Source organism: Streptomyces bugieae, assembly GCF_036352915.1.
Classification (GTDB): Bacteria; Actinomycetota; Actinomycetes; order Streptomycetales; family Streptomycetaceae; genus Streptomyces; species Streptomyces endophytica.
This window is the reverse complement of sequence record NZ_JAZBJP010000015.1, coordinates 39,682-60,770: the sequence shown is the minus strand read 5'-3', so window position 1 is coordinate 60,770 and position 21,089 is coordinate 39,682. Positions and strand designations below refer to the sequence as shown.

Annotated in this window: 20 protein-coding genes; 11 read left to right on the top strand and 9 right to left on the bottom strand. The window is 73.3% G+C overall.

What is annotated here, in order from left to right; translation table 11 throughout:
* Positions 1–128: 128 nt before the first annotated feature.
* Together V2J85_RS22610 and V2J85_RS22605 are read left to right on the top strand one after the other, a co-directional pair.
* A complete protein-coding gene (locus V2J85_RS22610; protein ID WP_330822570.1) occupies positions 129–1,271 on the top strand; it encodes an Rv3169 family protein in 1,143 nt (380 codons plus the stop codon).
* Positions 1,268–2,398, top strand: coding sequence for a phosphotransferase family protein (locus tag V2J85_RS22605; protein WP_330822568.1), 1,131 nt, complete (start codon positions 1,268–1,270; stop codon positions 2,396–2,398). The genes V2J85_RS22610 and V2J85_RS22605 overlap by 4 nt, the downstream gene beginning before the upstream one ends.
* Before the next feature lie 75 nt (positions 2,399–2,473).
* On the opposite strand, the gene V2J85_RS22600 is transcribed toward V2J85_RS22605, so the two are convergent.
* Positions 2,474–2,890, bottom strand: a complete 417-nt coding sequence (locus V2J85_RS22600; RefSeq protein ID WP_261954419.1) for a hypothetical protein — start codon at positions 2,888–2,890, stop codon at positions 2,474–2,476.
* 208 nt (positions 2,891–3,098) lie between these two features.
* Here V2J85_RS22600 and V2J85_RS22595 point away from each other — a divergent pair, with 208 nt between their 5' ends.
* The 5 genes from V2J85_RS22595 (at position 3,099) to fxsA (ending at position 8,849) form a co-directional block, all read left to right on the top strand.
* A complete protein-coding gene (locus V2J85_RS22595; RefSeq protein ID WP_261954418.1) occupies positions 3,099–3,539 on the top strand; it encodes an Lrp/AsnC family transcriptional regulator in 441 nt (146 codons plus the stop codon).
* A 67-nt stretch (positions 3,540–3,606) separates the two neighbouring features.
* On the top strand, positions 3,607–5,247 hold the full coding sequence (locus V2J85_RS22590; protein ID WP_330822567.1) for an amidohydrolase: 1,641 nt from the start codon (positions 3,607–3,609) through the stop codon (positions 5,245–5,247).
* A gap of 511 nt (positions 5,248–5,758) precedes the next feature.
* Positions 5,759–7,432 (top strand): apolipoprotein N-acyltransferase, encoded by a 1,674-nt coding sequence (lnt, locus tag V2J85_RS22585; RefSeq protein WP_261957311.1) that lies wholly within the window; start codon positions 5,759–5,761, stop codon positions 7,430–7,432.
* Complete coding sequence (locus V2J85_RS22580) at positions 7,429–8,184, top strand: polyprenol monophosphomannose synthase (RefSeq protein ID WP_261954416.1); 756 nt, start codon at positions 7,429–7,431, stop codon at positions 8,182–8,184. Before lnt ends, V2J85_RS22580 begins: the two co-directional genes overlap by 4 nt.
* Before the next feature lie 80 nt (positions 8,185–8,264).
* Positions 8,265–8,849, top strand: coding sequence for an FxsA family membrane protein (fxsA, locus tag V2J85_RS22575; RefSeq protein WP_261954415.1), 585 nt, complete (start codon positions 8,265–8,267; stop codon positions 8,847–8,849).
* Between the two features lie 124 nt (positions 8,850–8,973).
* Here fxsA and V2J85_RS22570 read toward each other — a convergent pair whose 3' ends face one another.
* The 4 genes from V2J85_RS22570 to yczE form a co-directional block, all read right to left on the bottom strand.
* Positions 8,974–9,351, bottom strand: a complete 378-nt coding sequence (locus V2J85_RS22570) for an RNA polymerase-binding protein RbpA (protein WP_026170122.1) — start codon at positions 9,349–9,351, stop codon at positions 8,974–8,976.
* 258 nt (positions 9,352–9,609) lie between these two features.
* A complete protein-coding gene (locus V2J85_RS22565) occupies positions 9,610–11,001 on the bottom strand; it encodes an MFS transporter (RefSeq protein ID WP_410011223.1) in 1,392 nt (463 codons plus the stop codon).
* A gap of 49 nt (positions 11,002–11,050) precedes the next feature.
* Positions 11,051–11,851, bottom strand: coding sequence for a glycerophosphodiester phosphodiesterase family protein (locus V2J85_RS22560; protein WP_410011222.1), 801 nt, complete (start codon positions 11,849–11,851; stop codon positions 11,051–11,053).
* Positions 11,848–12,528 carry a membrane protein YczE gene (gene yczE, locus V2J85_RS22555; protein ID WP_261954413.1) on the bottom strand — a complete coding sequence of 227 codons (681 nt, stop codon included), beginning with the start codon at positions 12,526–12,528 and terminating at the stop codon, positions 11,848–11,850. The genes V2J85_RS22560 and yczE overlap by 4 nt, the downstream gene beginning before the upstream one ends.
* 107 nt (positions 12,529–12,635) lie before the next feature.
* On the opposite strand from yczE, the gene V2J85_RS22550 reads away from it, so the two are divergent.
* On the top strand, positions 12,636–14,141 hold the full coding sequence (locus tag V2J85_RS22550) for an SCO1417 family PLP biosynthesis transcription factor (protein ID WP_261954412.1): 1,506 nt from the start codon (positions 12,636–12,638) through the stop codon (positions 14,139–14,141).
* Between the two features lie 32 nt (positions 14,142–14,173).
* Here the strand turns inward: V2J85_RS22550 and V2J85_RS22545 are convergent, their stop codons facing one another.
* Together V2J85_RS22545 and V2J85_RS22540 are read right to left on the bottom strand one after the other, a co-directional pair.
* Entirely contained in the window at positions 14,174–15,847 is a 1,674-nt protein-coding gene (locus tag V2J85_RS22545; protein WP_261954411.1) for a hypothetical protein, read from the bottom strand.
* A gap of 146 nt (positions 15,848–15,993) precedes the next feature.
* Entirely contained in the window at positions 15,994–16,188 is a 195-nt protein-coding gene (locus V2J85_RS22540) for a hypothetical protein (RefSeq protein ID WP_033269053.1), read from the bottom strand.
* A 229-nt stretch (positions 16,189–16,417) separates the two neighbouring features.
* Between V2J85_RS22540 and V2J85_RS22535 the strand changes: the two genes are divergently transcribed.
* Complete coding sequence (locus tag V2J85_RS22535; protein WP_261954410.1) at positions 16,418–16,858, top strand: YchJ family protein; 441 nt, start codon at positions 16,418–16,420, stop codon at positions 16,856–16,858.
* 14 nt (positions 16,859–16,872) lie between these two features.
* Here V2J85_RS22535 and V2J85_RS22530 read toward each other — a convergent pair whose 3' ends face one another.
* Complete coding sequence (locus tag V2J85_RS22530; RefSeq protein WP_261954409.1) at positions 16,873–17,256, bottom strand: RNA-binding S4 domain-containing protein; 384 nt, start codon at positions 17,254–17,256, stop codon at positions 16,873–16,875.
* Positions 17,257–17,322: 66 nt separating this feature from the next.
* Positions 17,323–18,456: a non-homologous end joining protein Ku gene (gene ku, locus V2J85_RS22525; RefSeq protein ID WP_330822564.1), complete on the bottom strand. Its 1,134-nt coding sequence runs from the start codon at positions 18,454–18,456 to the stop codon at positions 17,323–17,325.
* Between the two features lie 30 nt (positions 18,457–18,486).
* Here ku and ligD point away from each other — a divergent pair, with 30 nt between their 5' ends.
* Together ligD and murJ are read left to right on the top strand one after the other, a co-directional pair.
* The gene (gene ligD, locus V2J85_RS22520; protein WP_330822563.1) at positions 18,487–19,380 is read left to right on the top strand and encodes a non-homologous end-joining DNA ligase; all 894 of its coding nucleotides are present in this window, start codon (positions 18,487–18,489) and stop codon (positions 19,378–19,380) included.
* A gap of 9 nt (positions 19,381–19,389) precedes the next feature.
* Positions 19,390–21,081, top strand: coding sequence for a murein biosynthesis integral membrane protein MurJ (gene murJ / locus V2J85_RS22515; RefSeq protein ID WP_330822562.1), 1,692 nt, complete (start codon positions 19,390–19,392; stop codon positions 21,079–21,081).
* Positions 21,082–21,089 lie beyond the last annotated feature (8 nt).

Sequence of the window (21,089 nt, the reverse complement as noted above, 5' to 3'; positions counted from 1 at the left end):
GCCGCTGTCGACACCCCTCACCCCGACCGGGGTCTGGCCGTCCGCGCCGAGCTGACGTACCGTCAACTCCCCGCCGCGGCCCGCGAGTCCGGGCGGTGCCCGGCCTGCCCGAGCGCCCAGGAGGAGAAGTGTCCGACCGTCCCATCGCGCTCGACGAATACCCGATCCACCAGGTTCCGCTGTCCCTGCGGCACGTCGCCACCGGCGACCGCAACGCCTACGACCGGTGCATCTTCCACGTCCTGGACCACTCGGGCCGGGCCCTGCTGATCGCCGGCCTCGGCGTCTACCCCAACACCGGGGTGATCGACGCCTACGCCACCCTCCGCCTCGGCGACCGGCTGCACGCCGTACGGGCCTCCGACGCGCTCACCGACGACCGGATGGCGCTCACCGTCGGCCCGCTCACGATCATTGTCGAGGAGCCGCTCGCCCGGCTGCGGCTGACCTGCGCCGCGGACCCCGGCGACCCGGACGGCCTGGCGTACGACCTGACCTGGACCGCGGCCTTCCCGGCGACCTGGGAACCGCACCACACCCAGTACCGCGGCGACCGGCTGACGCTCCAGGCCCGCCGGTTCGTCCAGGCGGGCACCTGCACCGGCCGCATCCGCGTCGCGGGGGAGGAGATCGCCGTCACGGCGGGGGAGTGGACCGGGACCCGCGACCGCAGCTGGGGTGTGCGGCCGATCCCCGGCGAGGACCCCGGCCGGGCCGGGGAGGAGCTGCGGCCCGAGGGCTTCCACTGGATCTGGTGCCCGGTCCGCTTCGACGACCGGTTCGTCATGGTCATCGTCCAGGAGGACGCCGACGGGTACCGCACCCTGAACGAGGCGCGGCTGGTCCGCCCGGACCGCCCCGACGCCCAACTCGGCTGGCCCCACACGGACATCACCTACCGGCCCGGCACCCGGCACCCCGAGCGCGCGGTCGTGCACCTCACCGGCCCGGCCCGCGAACCCCTGGACCTCACCGCCGAGATCCTCACCTCCTCGCCCCTGGCCGTCGGCGCCGGCTATCCCCCCGCCGACCCCGACGGTGACTGGCAGCACGGCACCTGGCGCGGCCGCGGCTGGACCGACCGGCGCAGCTACGACCTCAAGGACCCGGCGGCACACCCCCATGCCGCCTACGGCGTCACCGACCACGCCGCCCGCTTCACCCTCGACGGCCGCACCGGCTACGGGATCTTCGAGCACGGCAGCTTCGGGCGCCACGACCCCAGCGGTTTCACCGGCTACGCGGCGGTGGCCCCGGAGGCGGACCGATGAGCACCGCGCCCCGGCCCCGCACCACCACCCGCGACCCCGGCGAGCTCACCTCCCGGCTCACCGCCTGGCTCGGTACCCGACTCCCCGGCGCCCGCGCCACCCACACCACCGTCCCCGGCTCCAACGGCATGTCCAGCGAGACGCTGCTCTTCGACATCGAGCACCCCGGGGCCCCGTCCCCCACGCTCTCGACGGCGCTCGAACCGGGAGGGACCCCCCTCTCCTGCGCGCTGCGGCTGGCCGCCGACCCGGCCGCGTACACCGTCTTCCCGCGCTACGACATGCCCCGCCAGTACCGCACCATGCGGCTGGTCGCCGCGCACACCGACCTCCCGGTGCCCCGCACGCTCTGGCTGGAGGAGGACCCGGCGTACCTCGGCGCCCCGTTCTTCGTCATGGCCCGGGCCGACGGCCGGGTGCCGCCGGACGTCATGCCCTATACGTACGAGGGGAATTGGCTCTCCGGAGCCACCGACGCCGAACGCGACCGGCTGGAGGCCGCCAGCGTCGGGGTGCTCGCCCGGCTCCACGACCAAGTCCCGCTCGCCGAGGCCGACTTCCTGGCCGCCGCCGGAACCGGGAGCGCCCTGCGGCGGCACGTCGCGGCCCAACGCGCCTACTACGCCTGGGTCGTCGCGGGAAAGCCCCGCTCGCCGCTGATCGAGCGCGGCTTCGCCTGGCTCGCCGACCACTGGCCCGCCGACCCCGGCGAGACCGTCCTGACCTGGGGCGACGCCCGGATCGGCAACATCGTCTACGACGGTTTCGAACCCGCCGCCGTACTCGACTGGGAAATGGCCGCGCTCGGGCCCCGGGAACTGGACCTGGGCTGGATGATCTACCTCCACCGCTTCTTCCAGGACCTCACGGAGGGCAGCGGCCAGCGGGGACTGCCCGGCTTGCTGCGCCGGGACGCCGTCGAGAGCCGCTACGCCCGGCTCACCGGGCACACCCCGCGCGACATGGAGTTCCACACCCTCTACGCGGCGCTGCGGCACGCCGTCGTGATGCTGAGAGTGGCCTACCGACAGGTGCACTTCGGGGAGGTGCCGGTACCGGAGGACGCCGATGCGCTGATCCTTCACCGGGCCAGTCTGGAGGCGATGATCGAGGGCCGGTACTGGTGAGCCGCTGAGGCCGGGCCCTGGGCCCCGTACGCGTACGAGGACCGCCGCGGCCGCCGGACGGCCGCGGGCGGGAGGTCAGGCGCTGCGGCGCATCCGCGGCACCCGCAGCGGACGGGTGCCGGGCCCGCCGATGTGCGAGAACGGCTGGCGGCGCCAGTCCAGGCCCTCCGGCAGGGTCAGCAGCACGGCCGCGTCCTGCTCCTGGGCGTCCAGCGCGTCCTCGGTCTCCGGGGCCTCGGCCACCGGGCGGCCGGAACCCTGGCACACCGTCAGTCCGAACGGGTTCCACGGAGTCGGGCACAGCGCGTGCTCGGGAAGGGTGTCCTCGTCCGCCAGCAGCGCGATCGGCTGCAGGCAGTCGGGGCAGGTCACCCGGTAGATCTCGAAGGTGTCGAAGGCGTCGTACGCGTCGTCGTCGCCGGAACTGTCGCCCTCCTGGGCGCCGATGTTCGCGGCGGCGGAGTCCTGCTGAAGGCGTCGCATGATGTCCATCCCCCTCGGGTGGGCCGCGGGGACCGCTGACTTCCTTGACGGGCGGTCCTGGCCACCACCAGCAATTCCCTTCATGCCGCGCGCATAATCGCGGCTGCCCCGCGGACACGGGTTCACCCATGTGGCATTGGTCACACGAGAGGGCGCGGAGGTGTCCACGATCCGGCGCGCGATGCGCATACGCGCCCGCGCACAGTAGGTTGAACGGGTGGAGGAGTTGGACCGACAAATCGTGGATCTGCTCGTCAAGGACGGGCGGATGAGCTACACCGACCTGGGCAAGGCCACCGGCCTGTCCACCTCGGCGGTGCACCAGCGGGTGCGCCGCCTGGAGCAGCGCGGTGTGATCCGCGGCTACGCCGCGATCGTGGACCCGGAAGCCGTGGGCCTGCCGCTCACCGCCTTCATCTCGGTCAAACCCTTCGATCCCAGCGCCCCCGACGACATCGCCGACCGGCTCGCCGAGGTCCCGGAGCTGGAGGCCTGCCACAGCGTCGCCGGCGACGAGAACTACATCCTCAAGGTCCGGGTCGCCACCCCGCTCGAACTGGAGCACCTGCTCACCCGCATCCGCAGCCTCGCCGGGGTCTCGACCCGCACCACCGTCGTGCTGTCCACCCCGTACGAGTCCCGCCCGCCGCGCATCTGACCGGAAGCACACCCTGGGGCACCCCCTGCGTGCGGAGCGTGCCCACGCAGGGGCCAGACTGTCCGGTATGAGCGAGCACATCCCCGATCCGGCTTCTCCCCGCACCGTTCTGCTGCGCGGCGGTGAGGTGCACAGTCCCGCCGACCCCTTCGCCACCGCCATGGTCGTGGAGGGTGACCGCATCGCCTGGGTCGGCGAGGAGGGTGCGGCGGACTCGTTCGCCGACGGCGTCGACGAGGTCGTCCGGCTGGACGGGGCGCTGGTCGCCCCGGCGTTCACGGACGCACATGTGCACACCACGGCCACCGGGCTCGCCCTCACCGGCCTCGACCTGCTCGGCGTCACCTCGCTGTCCGACGCGCTGGCCCGGGTCCGTGCCTACGCCGACGCCCGCCCCGCCGACCGGATCCTGCTCGGGCACGGCTGGGACGCCAGCGCCTGGCCCGAGGGCCGCCCGCCGTCCCGCGCCGAACTGGACGCCGCCACCGGCGGCCGGCCGCTCTACCTCACCCGGGTCGACGTGCACTCCGCGGTCGTCACCACCGCCCTGCTGGACCTGGTCCCCGGCATCCGCGACCGCGTGGGGTTCCGCGCCGACGCCCCGCTGACCGGCGACGCCCACCACGCGGTCCGCCGCGCCGCGTTCGCCACCGTCACCCCCGCCCAGCGCGCCGAGGCGCAGGCCGCCACACTGGCCCGGGCCGCCGCCCTCGGCATCGGCAGCATCCACGAATGCGCCGGCCCGCAGATCTCCGGCGAGGACGACTTCACCGCACTGCTCGCCCTCGCCCGGCAGGGGACCGGCCCCCGCGTCGTCGGTTACTGGGCCGAGCTGGTCGCATCCGCAAAGGACGCCGAACGGATCCGTGAGCTCGGCGCGATCGGCGCCGCGGGCGATCTGTTCGCCGACGGCTCGCTGGGCTCGCACACCGCCCATCTGCACGCCCCGTACGCGGACGCCGACCACACCGGCACCGCGCAGCTCGACGCCGACGCGGTCGCCGCCCACGTCGCCGCCTGCACCGAGGCCGGACTGCAGGCCGGCTTCCACGCCATCGGCGACGCCGCCCTGACCGGCGTCGTCGACGGCGTACGGGCCGCCGCCGAGCGGGTGGGAACGGACCGGATCCGGGCCGCCCGGCACCGCGTCGAACACGCCGAGATGCTCACCGGGGCCACCCTCGCCGGCTTCGCCGAACTGGCCCTCACCGCCTCCGTCCAGCCCGCCTTCGACGCGGCCTGGGGCGGCTCCGACGGCATGTACGCCGCCCGCCTCGGCGCCGAGCGGGCCGCCACCCTCAACCCGTACGCCGCGCTGCTCAAGGCCGGTGTGCCGCTCGCCCTGGGCTCCGACAGCCCGGTCACCGCGCTCGACCCCTGGGGCACCGTGCGCGCCGCGGTCTTCCACCGCACCCCCGCCCACGGCATCTCCGCCCGCGCCGCCTTCACCGCCCACACCCGGGGCGGCTGGCGGGCCGTCGGCCGGGACGACGCGGGCGTCCTGGTGCCCGGCGCGCCCGCCGACTACGCGGTCTGGCGCACCGGCGACCTGGTCGTCCAGGCGCCCGACGAGCGGGTGGAGCGCTGGTCCACCGACCCCCGCTCGGGCACCCCCGGCCTGCCCGATCTCACGCCGGGCCGGGACCTCCCGGTGTGCCTGCGCACGGTCGTCGGCGGCCGCACGGTCTTCGGGCCGCCGAACGAGTGACATCGGGCGGGCAGGTCCCTTCGCGGCCCGCGCTTGCCGCTACTCGCCCCACCAGGGGCCGCTCGTTGCTGACCTGGGACGACGCGAAAACGACGCAGGCGGAGCACCTGTTGACAGCAGCCGGTCGGCGGCCGGTAGGTTCGGCCGAGTCCACCACAGGACGTCCGACCGGGAGACCTCCGCGCAGTCGTCGAACGCAGCTGGGCCATGGGGCGGTGCGCCGCGGCACACCGCCACTGGGAGCCAGGTCCAGCACCAGCGGTACGGGGCGACGGAGGGTTTCGGCTGGTCGGCAGGTGCGACCCGGGTGGGGCCCGGACGCTCAGTAGACAACGGCTCTCGGTCGACCCGCAGCCAGCGGGTCCCAGGTCGGCCCGAAGGGCGCCCGGGCCCCTATCCGCACCCGTCTCCCGCGTTCTTCACCTTCTGCGCACCCCGCACCCACGATTCCGGTCATCCGATGTACGGTCAGCTCACATACGCATGACCTGCTGCAGGAAGGCCCGTGACCGTGCCGTCGGGTTCCGACACCACCCAAGAAGCCGTGCGCGGCCCCTCGCCCGACGGCGCGGCGCCGCCCGTCGCGACCGATGCCCCGGCCGCCTCCGTCCGCCCGGGACGGGCCCGCCGCCTGCTCTCCCTGGTACGCCGGGAGGCGCTGCGCACCGGCCTCGCGGTGGTCTCCGGCGTCGCACTGGGCCTGGCCTTCCCGCCGTACGACCTGTGGCCGCTGTCGCCGCTGGCGGTGGCCGCGCTGGCCCTGCTGACCCGCGGCCGGACCGCCCGGCAGGGCGCCTGGACCGGCCTCGCCTTCGGCCTGCCGTTCTTCCTGATCCTGCTCAAGTGGCTGCACGTCGTCGGCTGGGACGCGGTGGTCGGCCTCTCGATCGCCGAGGCGCTCTTCGTGGCGCTGCTCGGCGCCGGGCTCGCGCTCACCTCCCGGCTGCCGGCCTGGCCACTGTGGGGTGCCTGTCTGTGGGTCGCCGAGGAATGGGCCCGCGACCGGCTGCCGTTCGGCGGCTTCCCCTGGGGGCGGCTGGCCTTCGCGAACACCGGCTCGCCGTTCACCCCGCTCGCCGCGCTCGGCGGCGCCCCGCTGGTGACCTTCGCGGTCGCGCTGGCCGGCACGCTGCTGGCCGCCTGCGCCGCCGTCCTGTGGGGCCTGCGCGGCAACGGCTCGGTGCGCCGGGCGGTGCCGGCGCTGGAGGCGTTCGGGCTGGCCGCCGCGGTCACCGCGGCCGGGGTGCTGGTACCGGTCCCCACCAAGGCCGACGACACCGTCGACATCGCCGTGGTCCAGGGCAACGTCCAGCAGGCCGGGATGGACTTCCTGGGCCGCCCCATGAAGATCCTCGACAACCACGCCACGGCCACCGAGAAGCTCGCCGCCGACATCAAGGCCGGCCGCGCCAAGAAGCCGGACCTGGTCATCTGGCCGGAGAACTCCTCCGACCTCGACCCGTTCCAGTACCCGCAGGCGTACGACCGGATCGACGAGGCGGTCAAGGCGATCGGGGTGCCGGTGCTCGTCGGCGCCCTCGTGGACCATCCCTCCAAGAAGGGCTACGTCTTCAACGAGGGCATCGTCTGGGACCCGAAGAAGGGGCCGGGCGCGTCGTACACCAAGCAGCACCCGGTGCCGTTCGGCGAGTACGTGCCGTTCCGGGAGCAGCTCAGCAAGATCATCACGCGCTTCCAGCGGGTGCCCCGCGACTTCTACCCCGGTGACCACACCGGTCTGCTGCAGGTCGGCCCCGCCAAGCTCGGCGACGTCATCTGCTTCGAGGTCGCCTACGACGAGATCGTGCACGACACCGTCGGCGCCGGCGCCCGGGCCCTGGTCATCCAGACCAACAACGCCACCTACGGGCGCACCGGCCAGCCCGAGCAGCAGCTGGCGATGTCCAAGCTGCGCGCCGTCGAGCACGGCCGCGCGGTGGTCACCGCGGCCACCAGCGGCATCAGCGCGGTGGTCGCTCCGGACGGCACGGTCACCCATCGGATTCCGGAATTCACCCAGGGCGTGGTCTCCGCCCGCATACCTCTGCGGAACGAAACGACGCTCGCCGACCGCGTCGGCGCCGCACCTGAATGGGCGCTCGCTATCGTGGGCCTTCTGTCCTGTGCCGCCGCGGTGATCGGCGGCCGGCGCGGGCGTACGAAGGACGAGAAGGGGCAGCAGTGACAGACGGTCAGCGGCGGTACGGTCCGCTCGGCACCACCTTGGTGATCATCCCGACGTACAACGAGGCGGAGAACATCAAGCCGGTCGTCTCGCGGGTGCGGGCCGCCGTCCCCGAGGCGCACGTCCTCGTCGCGGACGACAACAGCCCGGACGGGACCGGCAAGCTGGCCGACGAACTGGCCGCCGAGGACGAGCAGGTGCACGTCCTGCACCGCAAGGGCAAGGAAGGCCTCGGCGCCGCCTATCTGGCCGGCTTCCGGTGGGGCATCGACAAGGGCTACGGCGTGCTCGTCGAGATGGACGCCGACGGCTCGCACCAGCCCGAGGAACTGCCCCGGCTGCTGACCGCCCTCAAGGGCGCCGATCTGGTCCTCGGCTCCCGCTGGGTGCCCGGCGGCCGGACCGTCAACTGGCCCAAGTACCGCCAGTTCATCTCCCGCGGCGGCAGCACGTACTCCCGGCTGGCGCTGGACCTGCCGCTGCGCGACATCACCGGCGGCTACCGCGCCTTCCGCGCGGAGACCCTCCAGGGGCTCGGGCTCGACGAGGTGGCCTCCCAGGGCTACTGCTTCCAGGTCGACCTCGCCCGGCGCGCGGTGCAGGCCGGCTACCACGTCGTCGAGGTGCCGATCACCTTCGTCGAACGGGAGCACGGCGACAGCAAGATGAGCCGGGACATCGTCGTCGAGGCGCTGTGGCGGGTGACGGCCTGGGGCGTCGGCTCCCGGCTGGACAAGCTCCGCGGCCGCTGACCCCGTGCCCGCGGCCCGTACGTGATCCGTTCCCGTCATCCACGGGCGGTCCGGCGGGGCGCGCCAGGCACACTTGAGGCATGACGTTCGGAGCCATGCCCCCGCCCAATCCCCGCCCGCCCCAGCGCTCGCGCGCCCGCAGGTTCGCCCCCTTGGGCATCGCCGCCTGGATGGTGCTGGAGATCTGGCTGCTGACCCTGGTCGCCGGGGCCACCAACGGCCTGACCGTCTTCCTGCTGCTGGTCGCCGGGGTGATCGCCGGCGGGTACGTGATCAAGCGGGCCGGCCGACGCGCCTGGCAGAACCTCACCGAGGGCCTCCGGTCGGGCACCGATCCGGCCGCCGCGCCGCCGCCGTCGCCGGGCAACGACCGCCAGGGAGGCGGCAATACGCTGCCGATGGCCGGCGGTCTGCTGCTGATGATCCCCGGGCTGGTCTCCGACGTCCTCGGGCTGCTCTGCCTCTTCCCGCCGACCGGACGGCTGATCCGGCGGCGGGCCGAGAAGCTGCTGAACCGGCCGGTCGCCTACGCTCCGGGGTCGTTCGGCGACGCCTTCCAGCAGGCCCGGATGCACCGCCCGGACGGCAAGGTCGTCCAGGGCGAGGTGATCCGCGACGACGAGCCGTCGCCCCCGCGCCGCCAGGACCCGCCGCTGACCGGCTGAGGGGCCGAGCGGCGCACGCCGGACACGCGGCAGCCGCACGCCGGACACGGCAAGGGCCGGGGCCACTGCACAGGTGCAGTGGCCCCGGCCCTTACGCGCTGGTGTTGCGCCGCAGGTCGTGCCGTCAGGCGGACTTGCGGTTGCTGTCGCGCGGATGCACGGCGATGTTCATGGTGCCGGAGCGAAGGACCGCCAGCCGTTCGGCCAGCACCTCCTCCAACTCCTCGCGGGTGCGCCGCTCCATGAGCATGTCCCAGTGCGTACGCGCGGGCTTACCCTTCTTCTCCTCAGGGCCGTCGCCATCCACCAGGAGCGAGGGCGCACCGCACACCTTGCACTCCCACTCCGGCGGAATCTCGGCCTCGACCGAGAACGGCATCTCGAATCGATGTCCGTTCTGGCATGCGTACTCCACCGCCTGGCGCGGGGCCAGGTCGATGCCGCGGTCGGTCTCGTAGCTGGTCACCACGAGGCGCGTGCCGCGGAGAGCTCGCTCACTCATGAATCGTGCCTCCCGGGCTTGTCGCCCACAGGACAGGTGTCGCTGTCGTCGTCATCCGGTCAACGTCCGGTCGGCGGTGAAGATTCCCGTAATCGGGACATGTGCGTCGCCCGTCGTGCCGCCCCTTGTTGTACCCACCGGCGCCCGGTTTGTCACATCTGGCAGCAGATGTCACCCAGCGCCTTCCATGCTTGAGCGCGCAGTAACGGTCCGCCTGGTGAGCCAAAGGCGTATACTACCGGCCCGCGCGCCCCGGGGCTAAATCCGGTCAGGTACCGGGTTCCCGGCCGCCGCGATCGCCCGTCCCACCGGCACCCTCGCCAGCAGGACGAACCCGATCACGAAGAAGGCCGCCAGGGACACGATCGCGGCCCGGTAGCTGCCCGACAGCTGGTAGGCCACCCCGAACACCAGCGGCCCCAGCCAGCTCACCCCGCGGTCACTCATCTCGTACGCGGAAAAGTACTCCGCCTCCTTGCCGCGCGGGACCAGATGCGAGAACAGCGACCGGGACAGCGCCTGGCTGCCGCCCAGGACCAGCCCGATGCCGGCGGCCAGCGCGAAGAACCACACCGGCGCCCGCGCGGGCAGGAAACAGCCGGCCGTGACCGTCAGCGTCCAGGCCGCCAGCGAGGCCAGGATCGTCCGCCGGGCGCCGTGACGCCTGGCCAGCCGGCCCATCAGCAGGGCGCCCGCCGCGGCCAGCACCTGCACCAGGAGGACCGCCATGATCAGTGTCGTCTGGTCCAGCCCGAGCTCCTCGGAGCCGTAGACCGACGCCTGGGTGATCACCGTCTGCACGCCGTCGTTGTAGACGAGATAGGCCAGCAGGAACGACAGCGTGAGCGGGTGGCGGCGCATGTCGCGCAGCGTTTCCCGCAGCTGGCGCCAGCCCTGCCCGAGCGGGCCGCCGCCCGTCTCCGCGCGGCCGGGCCCGGTGCCGGAGCCGGAGTCGGGGGCCGCCGCCCGCCGGTCGCGCAGTCGCCGCAGCGGGATCAGCGAGAACGCGCCCCACCACAGCCCGGCCGACGCCAGGCAGATGCGCACCGCGGTGCCCTCGGAGACGCCGAAGGAGTCGTGCGCCCCGTAGAGAACGAGGTCGGCGACGAGCACCAGTGCCCCGGAGGCGTAGCCGAACGCCCAGCCCCGCGAGGACACCGCGTCCCGTTCGTCGGGCGTCGCGATCTGCGGCAGGAAGGAGTTGTACAGCATCGACGACACCACGAAGCCGACGTTCGCGACGACCAGCAGCGCCCCGCCCAGCAGATAGCGGTCACCGCCCAGGAAGAACATCCCGGTCGTCGCCGCGGCGCCGGTGTACGCGCAGGCGCCCAGCAGCGGCTTCTTGCGGCCGGTCCGGTCGGCCAGCGCCCCGGCCAGCGGCATGACCACTACGGACAGCAGGAGCGACACCGACACCGTGTACGCGTAGAAGGAGCCGGCGCGCACCGGGATGCCCAGCGGGTGCACGAAGCCGTGCGGGTCGGCCGCGGCCTTGGCCACCGAGGTCAGGTACGGGCCCAGGAAGACCGTGAGCACGCTCGTCGAGTAGACGCTGTTCGCCCAGTCGTACCAGTACCAGCCGCGTTGCTCGCGGCGGCGGGCGGCCGTCTCGTCGACGGCCCCCGCCACGGCCTCTGTGCTCTGCACGCCCACCCCCGTCGTCCCGACCCCGTTCGCCGCGGACGGTCCGGGGGCGTCAGACCCAGCTCCCCCGCTCGGTCAGCACCGTCCGCAGCGTCTCTATCTGGTCGGTCATGATGCCATCCACGCCCAGGTCGAGCAGGGCCTTCATGCGATCCGCGTCGTTGACCGTCCAGACGTGGACCTGCATGCCCAGGGCGTGCGCGGCGCGCAGGAAGAGCGCGTCGACGACCGGGATGCCGGTGTGCCGCTCGGGGACCTGGACGCAGACCGCGCTGCGCCGCACCGCCGCGCCCAGCAGCCGGTCCAGCGGCAGCGCCCCGCGCCCGTACGAGCGCATCCGCAGGCCGGCCACGCCGCGGGTGCCGAGCGAGCTGGCCATCCGGCCGCCGGCCAGCCACTGCGCCCGGGCCACCCGGGCTTCCGAGAACGAGCCCACGCACACCCGGTCCCAGGCGTGCGTACGGCGCAGCAGGTCCAGCAGCGGCTCCAGCGCGGACTCCGCCTTGAGGTCGACGTTCCAGCGCGCCTCGGGGAACTCCTCCAGCAGTTCCTCGAAGAGCGGGAGCGGCTCGCGGCCGCCGACCCGGGCCCGGCGCACGGCCCGCCAGGGGAGCTCCGCGATGGCGCCGCGGCTGTCGGTGACCCGGTCCAGGGTCGGGTCGTGGAAGGCCACCAGCTTGCCGTCCGACGTGGTGTGCACATCGGTCTCCAGATAGCGGTAGCCGAGGCCGACCGCGCGCCGGAAGGCGGCGGCGGTGTTCTCCAGGCCGTCCGCGGCCCCGCCCCGGTGGGCGAAGGGGAGCGGTGCGGGGTGGTCCAGGTAGGCGTGGCGGAGGCGTATCGCGGGGGTCACTCCCGCAGTATCGCGCGCGAAGGTGACGTCCCGGTGGCGCGGGCCACCACCCGGGACGGCGCCGGGGGCAGGCCGGCGATCGCGAAGCGGCGCAGGAAGAACTGCGCCAGCGGGCCGATGGCCAGGGCGTAGACCACCGTGCCGACGCCGATCGAGCCGCCGAGCAGGAAGCCGGCCGCCAGCACCGTCACCTCGATGCAGGTCCGCACCAGCCGCACCGGGCGGCCCGTCCGCAGGTGCAGCCCGGTCATCAGACCGTCGCGCGGGCCGGGGCCGAAGCGGGCGGAGAGGTAGAGGCCGGTCGCCGCGCCGTTGAGGACGACGGCGAAGGCGAGCAGCGGGATGCGGACGCCGAGGGAGGACAGTTCCGGGACCCAGGTGAGGGTCAGGTCCATCACGACCCCGAGGATCACCACGTTCGACACCGTGCCCAGGCCGGGGCGCTGGCGCAGCGGGATCCACAGCAGCAGGATCAGCGCGCCGGAGGCGACGGTGACGGTGCCGATCGACAGCCCCGTATGCCGGGATATGCCCTGGTTCAGTACGCTCCAGGGCTCCAGTCCCAGACCGGCGCGGAGCATCAGCCCCATGCTCACGCCGTACAGCACCAGCCCCGTGTAGAGCTGGACCAGCCGGCGTGCCAGCACTCCGCGCGGCGGGCCGGATGTACTCGTCATGGACACGAAAATTCCCCCTCATGGCAGGATTGGACCGAGGCATGACACCATGTGGCATGTCCGGGCTCGCGAAGTAGAGCCAATTGCGGGAAGGTGGACTGATCTTCATGGCCCAGTGGACTTCAGCCGTCGGCGCGCCCCAACTCGCCCGGCTGCTCCGGTCGCAGGACTCCCGCGAGGTCCAACTGGCGGGCGGCGGACGCCGGTTGCCCGCCTACCGCGGCCTCGCCGACGGCATCCGCCTCCTCGTGCTCGAAGGCCGGATACCGGTCGCCGCCCGGCTCCCCGCCGAACGCGAACTGGCCGCCGCCTTCGGCGTCAGCCGCACCACCGTCGCCGCCGCCTACGAAGCGCTGCGCGCCGAGGGGTTCCTGGAGTCCCGGCGCGGCTCCGGCAGCTGGACCGCCGTCCCCGCCGGCAATCCGCTGCCCACCCGCGGCCTGGAGCCACTGCCCCCCGAGGCCGCCGGCTCCATGATCGACCTCGGCTGCGCCGCCCTCCCGGCCCCCGAGCCCTGGCTCACCCGCGCCGTCCAGGCCGCGATGACCGACCTCCCGCTCTACGCCCACACCCACGGCGACTACCCGGCCGGCCTGCCCGTCCTGCGCCAGGCCCTGGCCGACCGCTACACCGCCCGCGGCATCCCCACCATGCCCGAACAGATCATGGTGACCACGGGCGCGATGGGCGCGGTCGCCGCCATCTGCCGGCTCTGTACGAGCCCCGGCGAGCGGGTGGCCGTCGACTCGCCCTCCTACGCCAACATCCTCCAGCTGATGCGGGACGCCGGCGCCCGGCTGGTCCCGGTCGCCCTCGGGGAGCGGCTGGCCGGCTGGGACATCCCGGTCTGGCGCCAGGTGATGCGCGATGCCGCGCCGCGCATGGCGTACGTCGTCGCCGACTACCACAACCCCACCGGCACCCTCGCCACCGAGGACCAGCGCCGCCGCCTCGTCGACGCCGCACGCTCCGCCGGCACCCTGCTCGTCGTCGACGAGACCATGACCGAGCTCCGGCTCGATGCGGACACCGAAGTCCCCCCGCAGGTCTGCTCGTTCGACCCGGCCGGCAGCGCGGTGATCACCGTCGGATCGGCGAGCAAGGCGTTCTGGGCCGGGATGCGGATCGGCTGGGTGCGCGCCGCACCCGACATCATCCGCAGCCTGGTCGCCGCCCGCGCCTACTCCGACCTCGGTTCACCGGTCCTCGAACAGCTCGCCATCGCCTCGCTGCTGACGGGCGACGGCTGGGAGCAGGCCGTCGGCATCCGGCGTGACCAGGCCCGCGAGAACCGCGACGCCATCGTCGCCGCGCTCCGCCGCCACCTCCCGGACTGGGAGTTCAGCGTGCCGCACGGCGGCCTCACGCTCTGGGTGCGCACCGGCGGTCTGTCCGGCTCGCGGATCGCCGAGGCGGGGGAGCGGCTGGGCGTACGGGTGCCCTCCGGCCCGCGGTTCGGTGTGGACGGCGCCTTCGAGGGCTTCGTCCGGCTGCCGTTCACGGTCAGCGGGGCGGTCGCCGACGAGGCCGCGGTCCGGCTGGCCGGCGCCGCGCGACTGGTCGCCACGGGCGCGCCGGTGGACACCGAACCACGGCACTCGTTCGTCGCCTGACGGATCGTCAACCGCTGCTCGCGGCAAGTGGCTCAGCCCTCCGCGCGGAGCGCCTCCACCGAACCGCCCCGGGCCGTACGGGACTCGCCGCCCTTGACGATCGACACCCGGGGCGCCGGCCCCACCGGCTCGGCGGCGGCCTCCGACACGTCCCCCGGCGTCTCCTCGCCGGCCGGAACGGCCCGCTCCGGCAGCAGGGCCAGTACGGCCTGTCGCTGTGCCTCGCCGGTCGCCTCGTCGAGCGGGTCGGGGGTGGCGGGCACCTGCAGACGCAGCACCTCGCCGGTCCCCAGCCGTACGTAGCCGCGCCCCGGCGGCACGCTCGCCGTCGGTGTGGTGTGCGGCGGCGCCCCGAGCACCGCCCGCACCTCCTCCGCCGTGGCGGACCCGAGCACCACCCGCGCCTTGGTATGCGCCCGCACGGCCTCGCCGAGCAGCTCGGCGTTCTCGAACTGCTCCGCCACGACCACCGTCACCTGGGCCGCCCGGCCGTGCCGCAGCGGCACCTGCAGCCACCGCTGGGGATCGTCCCGCCCTTCCGTGGACGCGAGGTGGGTCAGCGCCGACGGCCGGTCCACCAGGATCCACAGCGGCCGCCGGACGTCCTCCGGTACGGGCCGGCCGGCCTGCCGCGCGCGGTTCGCGGTGACCAGCCGCCGCTCGGTCTCCTGCGCGGCCCACTCCAGCGCCGCCAGCGCCCCGGCCAGTCCGCTCTCCACGCCCAGCACGCCCCGGCGGCCGGCCAGGCACCCGAAGTCGCCGGCGCCGCCGCCGTCCACGACCAGCAACTCGCCGTGCTGCAGCGCCTGCAGCGCGATCGAGCGCAGCAGCGTCGTCACGCCGGCGCCGGGCGGCCCCATGGCCAGCAGATGCGGCTCCGTGGAGCGCTGGCCGGTGCGCCACACCACCGGGGGCGCGTCGCGGGTCCCCTCGTCGCCGTCGACCGGCAGTGTCCGCCGCACGGCGTCGGCGTCGGTGAACCCGAGCACCGTCTCGCCCGGCGAGGTGACGAAGCGCTGTGCGGCGATGTCGGCCGGCAGCGCGGACAGCGCGGTCACGGTCAGCTGGTTGGCCAGCTCGTCCCAGGCGAAGTGGTACTCCCGGCCGCGGCCGGCCTTGGCGTACAGCACCTGCTCGATGCGGACCCGGGACTGGTCCTCACCGTCGGTGAAGTACGGCGGGTACTTCAGCCGGAGCCGCGCCAGCCGCCCATCGTCGTCGAAGGCGTACTCGGGGAACGCCCCCGTCCAGTCGCCGCCGGGCGCGTACAGCGGACTCGGGTCGCCCTCGACGGCCAGATACGGCACCAGTGCCTCGTACAGCGCCCGCAGCCGCTCGGTCTCCGCCTCGCTGGGGCCGGTCTCCACCGTGACGCGTTCCCGTCCCGCCCAGGCGCCCGCGATCATCGTCGCGATCAGTGCCAGCAGCGGCCCGTACGGGACCAGCGCCACGATCAGCACGCACGCGCCGATGAAGAACAGCGCCGGTCCGCGCTGCTCCTTGGGCGTCTCGGCCCACCGTCCCCGGCCGGCCACCGCCAGCCGGCGCAGCCCCCGGCCGATCGTGATCAGCGGGTGGAACACGTCCGAGGCGCCGTCCGCGGCGCTGCGCGCGACATCGCGCCCGCGCAGGAGCGACACGCTCTGCGCCACACGGGCGAGCGGTACGCGGTCGGTCAGGATGCGGGGCAGAGGACGCCGGGCCACATCGTCTCCAGGTGCTCGTGCGGTGGTCGGGGGAGCTCGGTCGGGCGGCGGGCCGGGGCGGGCGGCGCGTGGCGGTCGCCCCGGCCCGCACCCCGGCCGCTGATCGGGAGGGAGCCCACGGGGGAGCGGCCCTCGGAGGAGGCCGCCTAAAGCTTGATCCCTCCGAGGAGGCTCGCCAGGCTCGCCCCGCCGGCCTTGATGCTCGGCGCGATGGCGGAGCTCGCGAGATAGAACCCGAAGAGCGCGGAGATCAACGCGTGGGACAACTTGAGGCCGTCTTTGCGGAAGAACAGGAAGACGATGACACCGAGCAGGACGACGCCGGAAATGGACAGAATCATGGGGTGTTCTCTCCTGGGTGGTGGGGACGGTCACCTTGAGTTCTTCCAGCCTCACAGGTCGCATCAAGCCACAAGAAGCCGCAAACGGGTGATTTGTCGTTGAAATTCCCTATATGGGCGCAGCTTCAGGGCGTGTCGCCCCGGCGTGTCCGTCACCGCCGTCCGGCCGGGCCCCCGCGCACCTCAGGCGGGTCGCCCAGCACCCCTGCCGACCCGGCACAATCGTCGGGTGCCGAAGTCCAAGAAGAAGCCGGCCGGCCCGCCGCGCCGCCCCGCCGCCGTGACCCCCGCCGCGCCCTGCCCCTGCGGCCGCGACGCCACCTACGGCGACTGCTGTGCGCCCTTCCACCAGGGCAGTGCCGCCGCCCCGACCGCGGAACGGCTGATGCGCTCGCGCTACAGCGCCTTCGCCGTCGGTGACACCGGCTACCTCCTGCGCACCTGGCACCCGTCCACCCGGCCGGCCGCCCTCGACCTCGAACCGGCGCAGCGCTGGACCCGGCTGGAAATCCTCGGTACCACCGGCGGCAGCGCCTTCCACACCGAGGGCACGGTGGAATTCCGCGCGCACTACACCCTGCACGGCCATGCCGACAGCCAGTACGAGCACAGCCGCTTCGTCCGCGAGGACGGCGCCTGGGTCTACCTCGACGCGCTCCCGGACGCCTGAGGAGCCCCGCGGGGTCAGTCGATGCCGCGGCCCCGCAGCTGGTCGATCTCCCGGCGGTCCCGCTTGGTGGGGCGCCCGGTGCCGCGGTCCCGGATGCCCATCAGCGGGACCTCCTCGCGGGGCGGGGGCGGCGGGCTGTTGTCGACGAAGCACTCCGCGGCGACGGCCGCGCCCACCCGCTTGCGCACCAGCCGCGAGACCACCACGATCCGCTCCCGGCCGGCGTGCCGCAGCCGCACCTCGTCACCGCTGCGCACGGCGTGCGCCGGCTTCACCCGCTCGCCGTTGACCCGTACGTGCCCCGCCCGGCAGGCCGCCGCGGCCAGCGAACGGGTCTTGGTGAGCCGTACGGACCAGATCCAGCTGTCGATACGGGTGGTCCCCTCGTCTGAAGCCATACCGAAACTCTAGAACGGGCGGGTGAGCAGGAAGCGCATGGCCGGTGCTTGCCCCGGGGAAAGGGCCTAGCCGGACTTCTTGGCCGCGCCCCTTTTGGCGGCGCCTTTCTGTGCGCCTTTTTGCGCGGAACTCTTCTTGGCCGCGCTTTTGCCCGCCGTGCTCTTCGTTGCCGCACTCTTCGCCGTCGCGCTTTTCGCCGCCGCGGTCTTCGACGCCGTGCTTTTCTTCGCCGCGCTCTTCGCTGCGGTCTTCGCCGTGCTCTTCTCCGGGGCGGACTTCGCTGCCGTGGACTTCGCCGCCGCGGACTTCTTGGCGGCGGCCTGCTTCGCCGGTGCCTTCTTGGCCGCGGCCTCGCCCGCCGTCTTCCGCCCCCGTATCGGTGTCACGGACGCCGGCTCCGCCTCGCCCTCCGCGGCCTCCGTCCGCCCTCCCTGTGCCGCTCGCACGCTCTTCTCCAGTGCCGCGGTCAGATCGATGACCCGGGCGGACGGGCCCGGGGCGGCGGGGGCGACCGGTTCCTCGCCCTCCAGCTTGGCGGCGACCAGCTCCTCCACGGCCTCCCGGTACTCGTCGTGGAGTTCGGCCGGGTCCAGCTCGCCCAGCGAGTCCATCAGCGTCTCGGCCAGCGACAGCTCGTTCTCGCGGATCTGCACGGCCTCGGGAGCCACGCCGGCGGCCGGCCGGATCTGGTCGGGCCACAGCAGCGCATGCATCACGATCGCCCCCTCGTACGCCCGCAGCATCGCCAGCGACTCCCGGCCGCGCATCGCCACCTTGCCGATCGCGACCTTCCGGTGGTGCTCCAGCGCCTCCCGCAGCAGGGCGTACGGCTTGGCGGCGGCCGCCCCGTTGGGGCCGAGGTAGTAGGCCTTGTCCAACTGGAGCGGGTCGATCTCGCCGGGGTCGACGAAGGACAGGATGGTCAGCGTCTTGGACGTCGGCATCGGCAGTCGCGACAGTTCGTCGTCGCTGATCGGCACGATGACGTCGTCGCCCGGCGGCTGGTAGCCCTTGCCCACCTCTTCGTTGGTGACTTCCTCGCCATCGAGCTCGCAGATCTTGCGGTACTGGATCTGCGCGCCGTCCTTTTCGTGAATGCGGACGAAAGAGACGGACGAGGTCCGGTCCGTGGCGCTGTACGTCTTCACGGGGATGGTGACCAGTCCGAAGGAAATTGACCCATTCCAGATAGAACGCATATTTCATCCCTTGTGTGGGATTCTCATCGTATGTCGCCGATCACCATGGTGGAGGGGCGGCGCCTCTCGCTGACCAACCTGGACAAGGTCCTCTATCCGCAGACCGGCACCACCAAGGGTGAGGTGCTCCACTACTGCACCACCACCGCGGACGCGCTGCTCGCGCACCTGACGGACCGGCCGCTGTCCTTCCTGCGCTATCCCGACGGGCCCGAAGGCCAGCGCTTCTTCACCAAGAACGTGCCGCCCGGCACGCCCTCCTGGGTGAAGACCTGCGAGGTCCCCCATTCGACGTCCGGGCCCACCCGGCAGGTCGTGATCGACGGCCTCGCCGCGCTGGTCTGGGCCGCGAACCTGGTCGTCGAACTGCACACCCCGCAGTGGACCTGCCGGGCGCCCGGCATCGCCGACCGGCTGGTGTTCGACCTGGACCCCGGGGAGCCCGCCACCATCGTGGAGTGCTGCCTGGCGGCCCGGTGGCTGCACGCCCGGCTGACCGCCGACGGCCTGGACGTGCACGCCAAGACCAGCGGCTCCAAGGGGCTGCACCTCATCGTGCCCATCGAGCCGGCCCCGTCCGAACGGGTCACCGCCTACGCCCGGCACCTCGCCGTCGAGGCCGCCCGGGCCCTGCCCGACCTCGTCGTCCACAAGATGACCAAGTCGCTCCGCCCCGGCAAGGTCTTCATCGACTTCTCGCAGAACTCCGCCGCCAAGACCACCGCCGTCGCCTACACGCTGCGCGCCCGCGCCACCCCCACCGTCTCCACCCCCGTCACCTGGGACGAGGTGGCCGACTGCACCGAACCGGAGCAACTCACCTTCCTCTTCAGCGACATCGCCCCCCGCTACGCCGCCCACGGCGATCTGCTCGCCCCGCTCCTGGACCCCGCGCGCGCCCGCCCGCTGCCGGGAGCGGCATAGATTGTCCCCATGATCGAGGGAACATCGGACGACACCATGCAACTGCGGGTGCCCGGCCGGGAGATACCCGCCGGCGACCCGGCCGCGGGGGAGAAGGAGGCCGGCGGCGGGCTGGCCCGCTCCTCGCTCCTGATGGCGGTGGGGACCGTGGCGTCCCGCGCCACCGGGCTGTTCCGGAACGTGCTCCAGGCGGCCGCGCTCGGCACCGGACTGCTCGCCACCACCTACAACACCGCCAACGTCGTCCCGATGAGCCTCTACACCCTGCTGATCGGCGGCGCGCTCAACTCCGTGCTCGTACCGCAGCTGGTCCGGGCCCGGGCCGAGCACCCGGACGGCGGCCGGGCCCACGAACAGCGGCTGGTCACCCTCGTCCTGAGCGTGCTCACGGTGGGCACCCTGCTCTCGGTGTGGGCCGCCCCGCAGATCGTCGCGCTCTACACGCCCGACACGCCCCGGACCCACGCCGCCTTCGCACTCACCGTCGTCTTCGCCCGCTTCCTGCTGCCGCAGATCTTCTTCTACGGGCTCTTCTTCATCCTCGGCCAGGTCCTCAACGCCCGCAGCAGGTTCGGCGCGATGATGTGGACGCCGGTCCTCAACAACGTCGTGCTGATCGCGATGTTCGGCCTCTACCTCGGGCTGCTGGCCGGTCCCGACCGGATCGAGGACATCACCCCCGGCCAGATCGATCTGCTCGGCCTCGCCACCACCGGCGGCATCGCCCTGCAGGCCCTGGCCCTGGTCCCGTTCGTGCGCGCGGCCGGCTTCCGCTTCCGGCCGCGCTTCGACTGGCGGGGCAGCGGCCTCGGCAAGAGCATCTCGGCGGCCCGCTGGACACTCCTCTTCGTGCTCGCCAACCTGGCCGCGATGACCGTCGTCACGCACTACGCCGGCGCCGCCGACCGGCAACTCCCCACCGCGGGTGTCGGATACACCGCCTACAACTACGCCCAGGGCATCTGGACGCTGCCGCAGTCGATCGTGACCGTCTCGCTGGTGACGGCCCTGCTGCCCCGGATGAGCCGGGCGGTCGCCGAGCACCGCCTGGACGACCTGCGCAGCGACCTCTCCCGGGCCCTGCGCGTCAGCGGCGTGCTCATCGTCCCGGCCGCCTTCTTCTTCGTCGCGCTCGGCCCGCAGACCGCCCAACTGCTGTTCGCGCACGGCTCGGTGAACGCCGCCTCGGCCGCGCCGATCGGCCACATGCTGCAGGCGTTCGGCCTCGGTCTGATCCCGTTCTCCGCCCAGTACCTGCTGCTGCGCGGCTTCTACGCCTTCGAGGACACCCGTACGCCATTCTGGACGGGCGCCGGCATCGCCGCCCTCAACATCGCCCTGGCCACCGCCTGCCACCTGCTGCTGCCGGCCCGCTGGGCGGTCACCGGCATGGCCGCCGCCTACACCGTCGCGTACGGGGCCGGGCTGCTGCTCACCGCGCTGCTGCTGCGCCGGCGCCTCTCCGGCCGCCTCGACGGACGCCGGCTGTGCCGGACCTACGGCAAGCTGACCGGCGCCGCCGCCGTGGCCGGCGCGGTGGCCTGGCTCGTGGCCCGGGCGTGCTCCGGGGTCGCCGTGCCGGCCCTCTGGTCCCCCGTCCTGGCGCTGGCCGCCGGCGGCCTCACCATGGCCCTGCTCTTCCTGGCGCTCGCCCGGCTCCTCAAGGTCACCGAACTGCGCACCCTGCCCGGCCTGCGGTGAACCGGAGC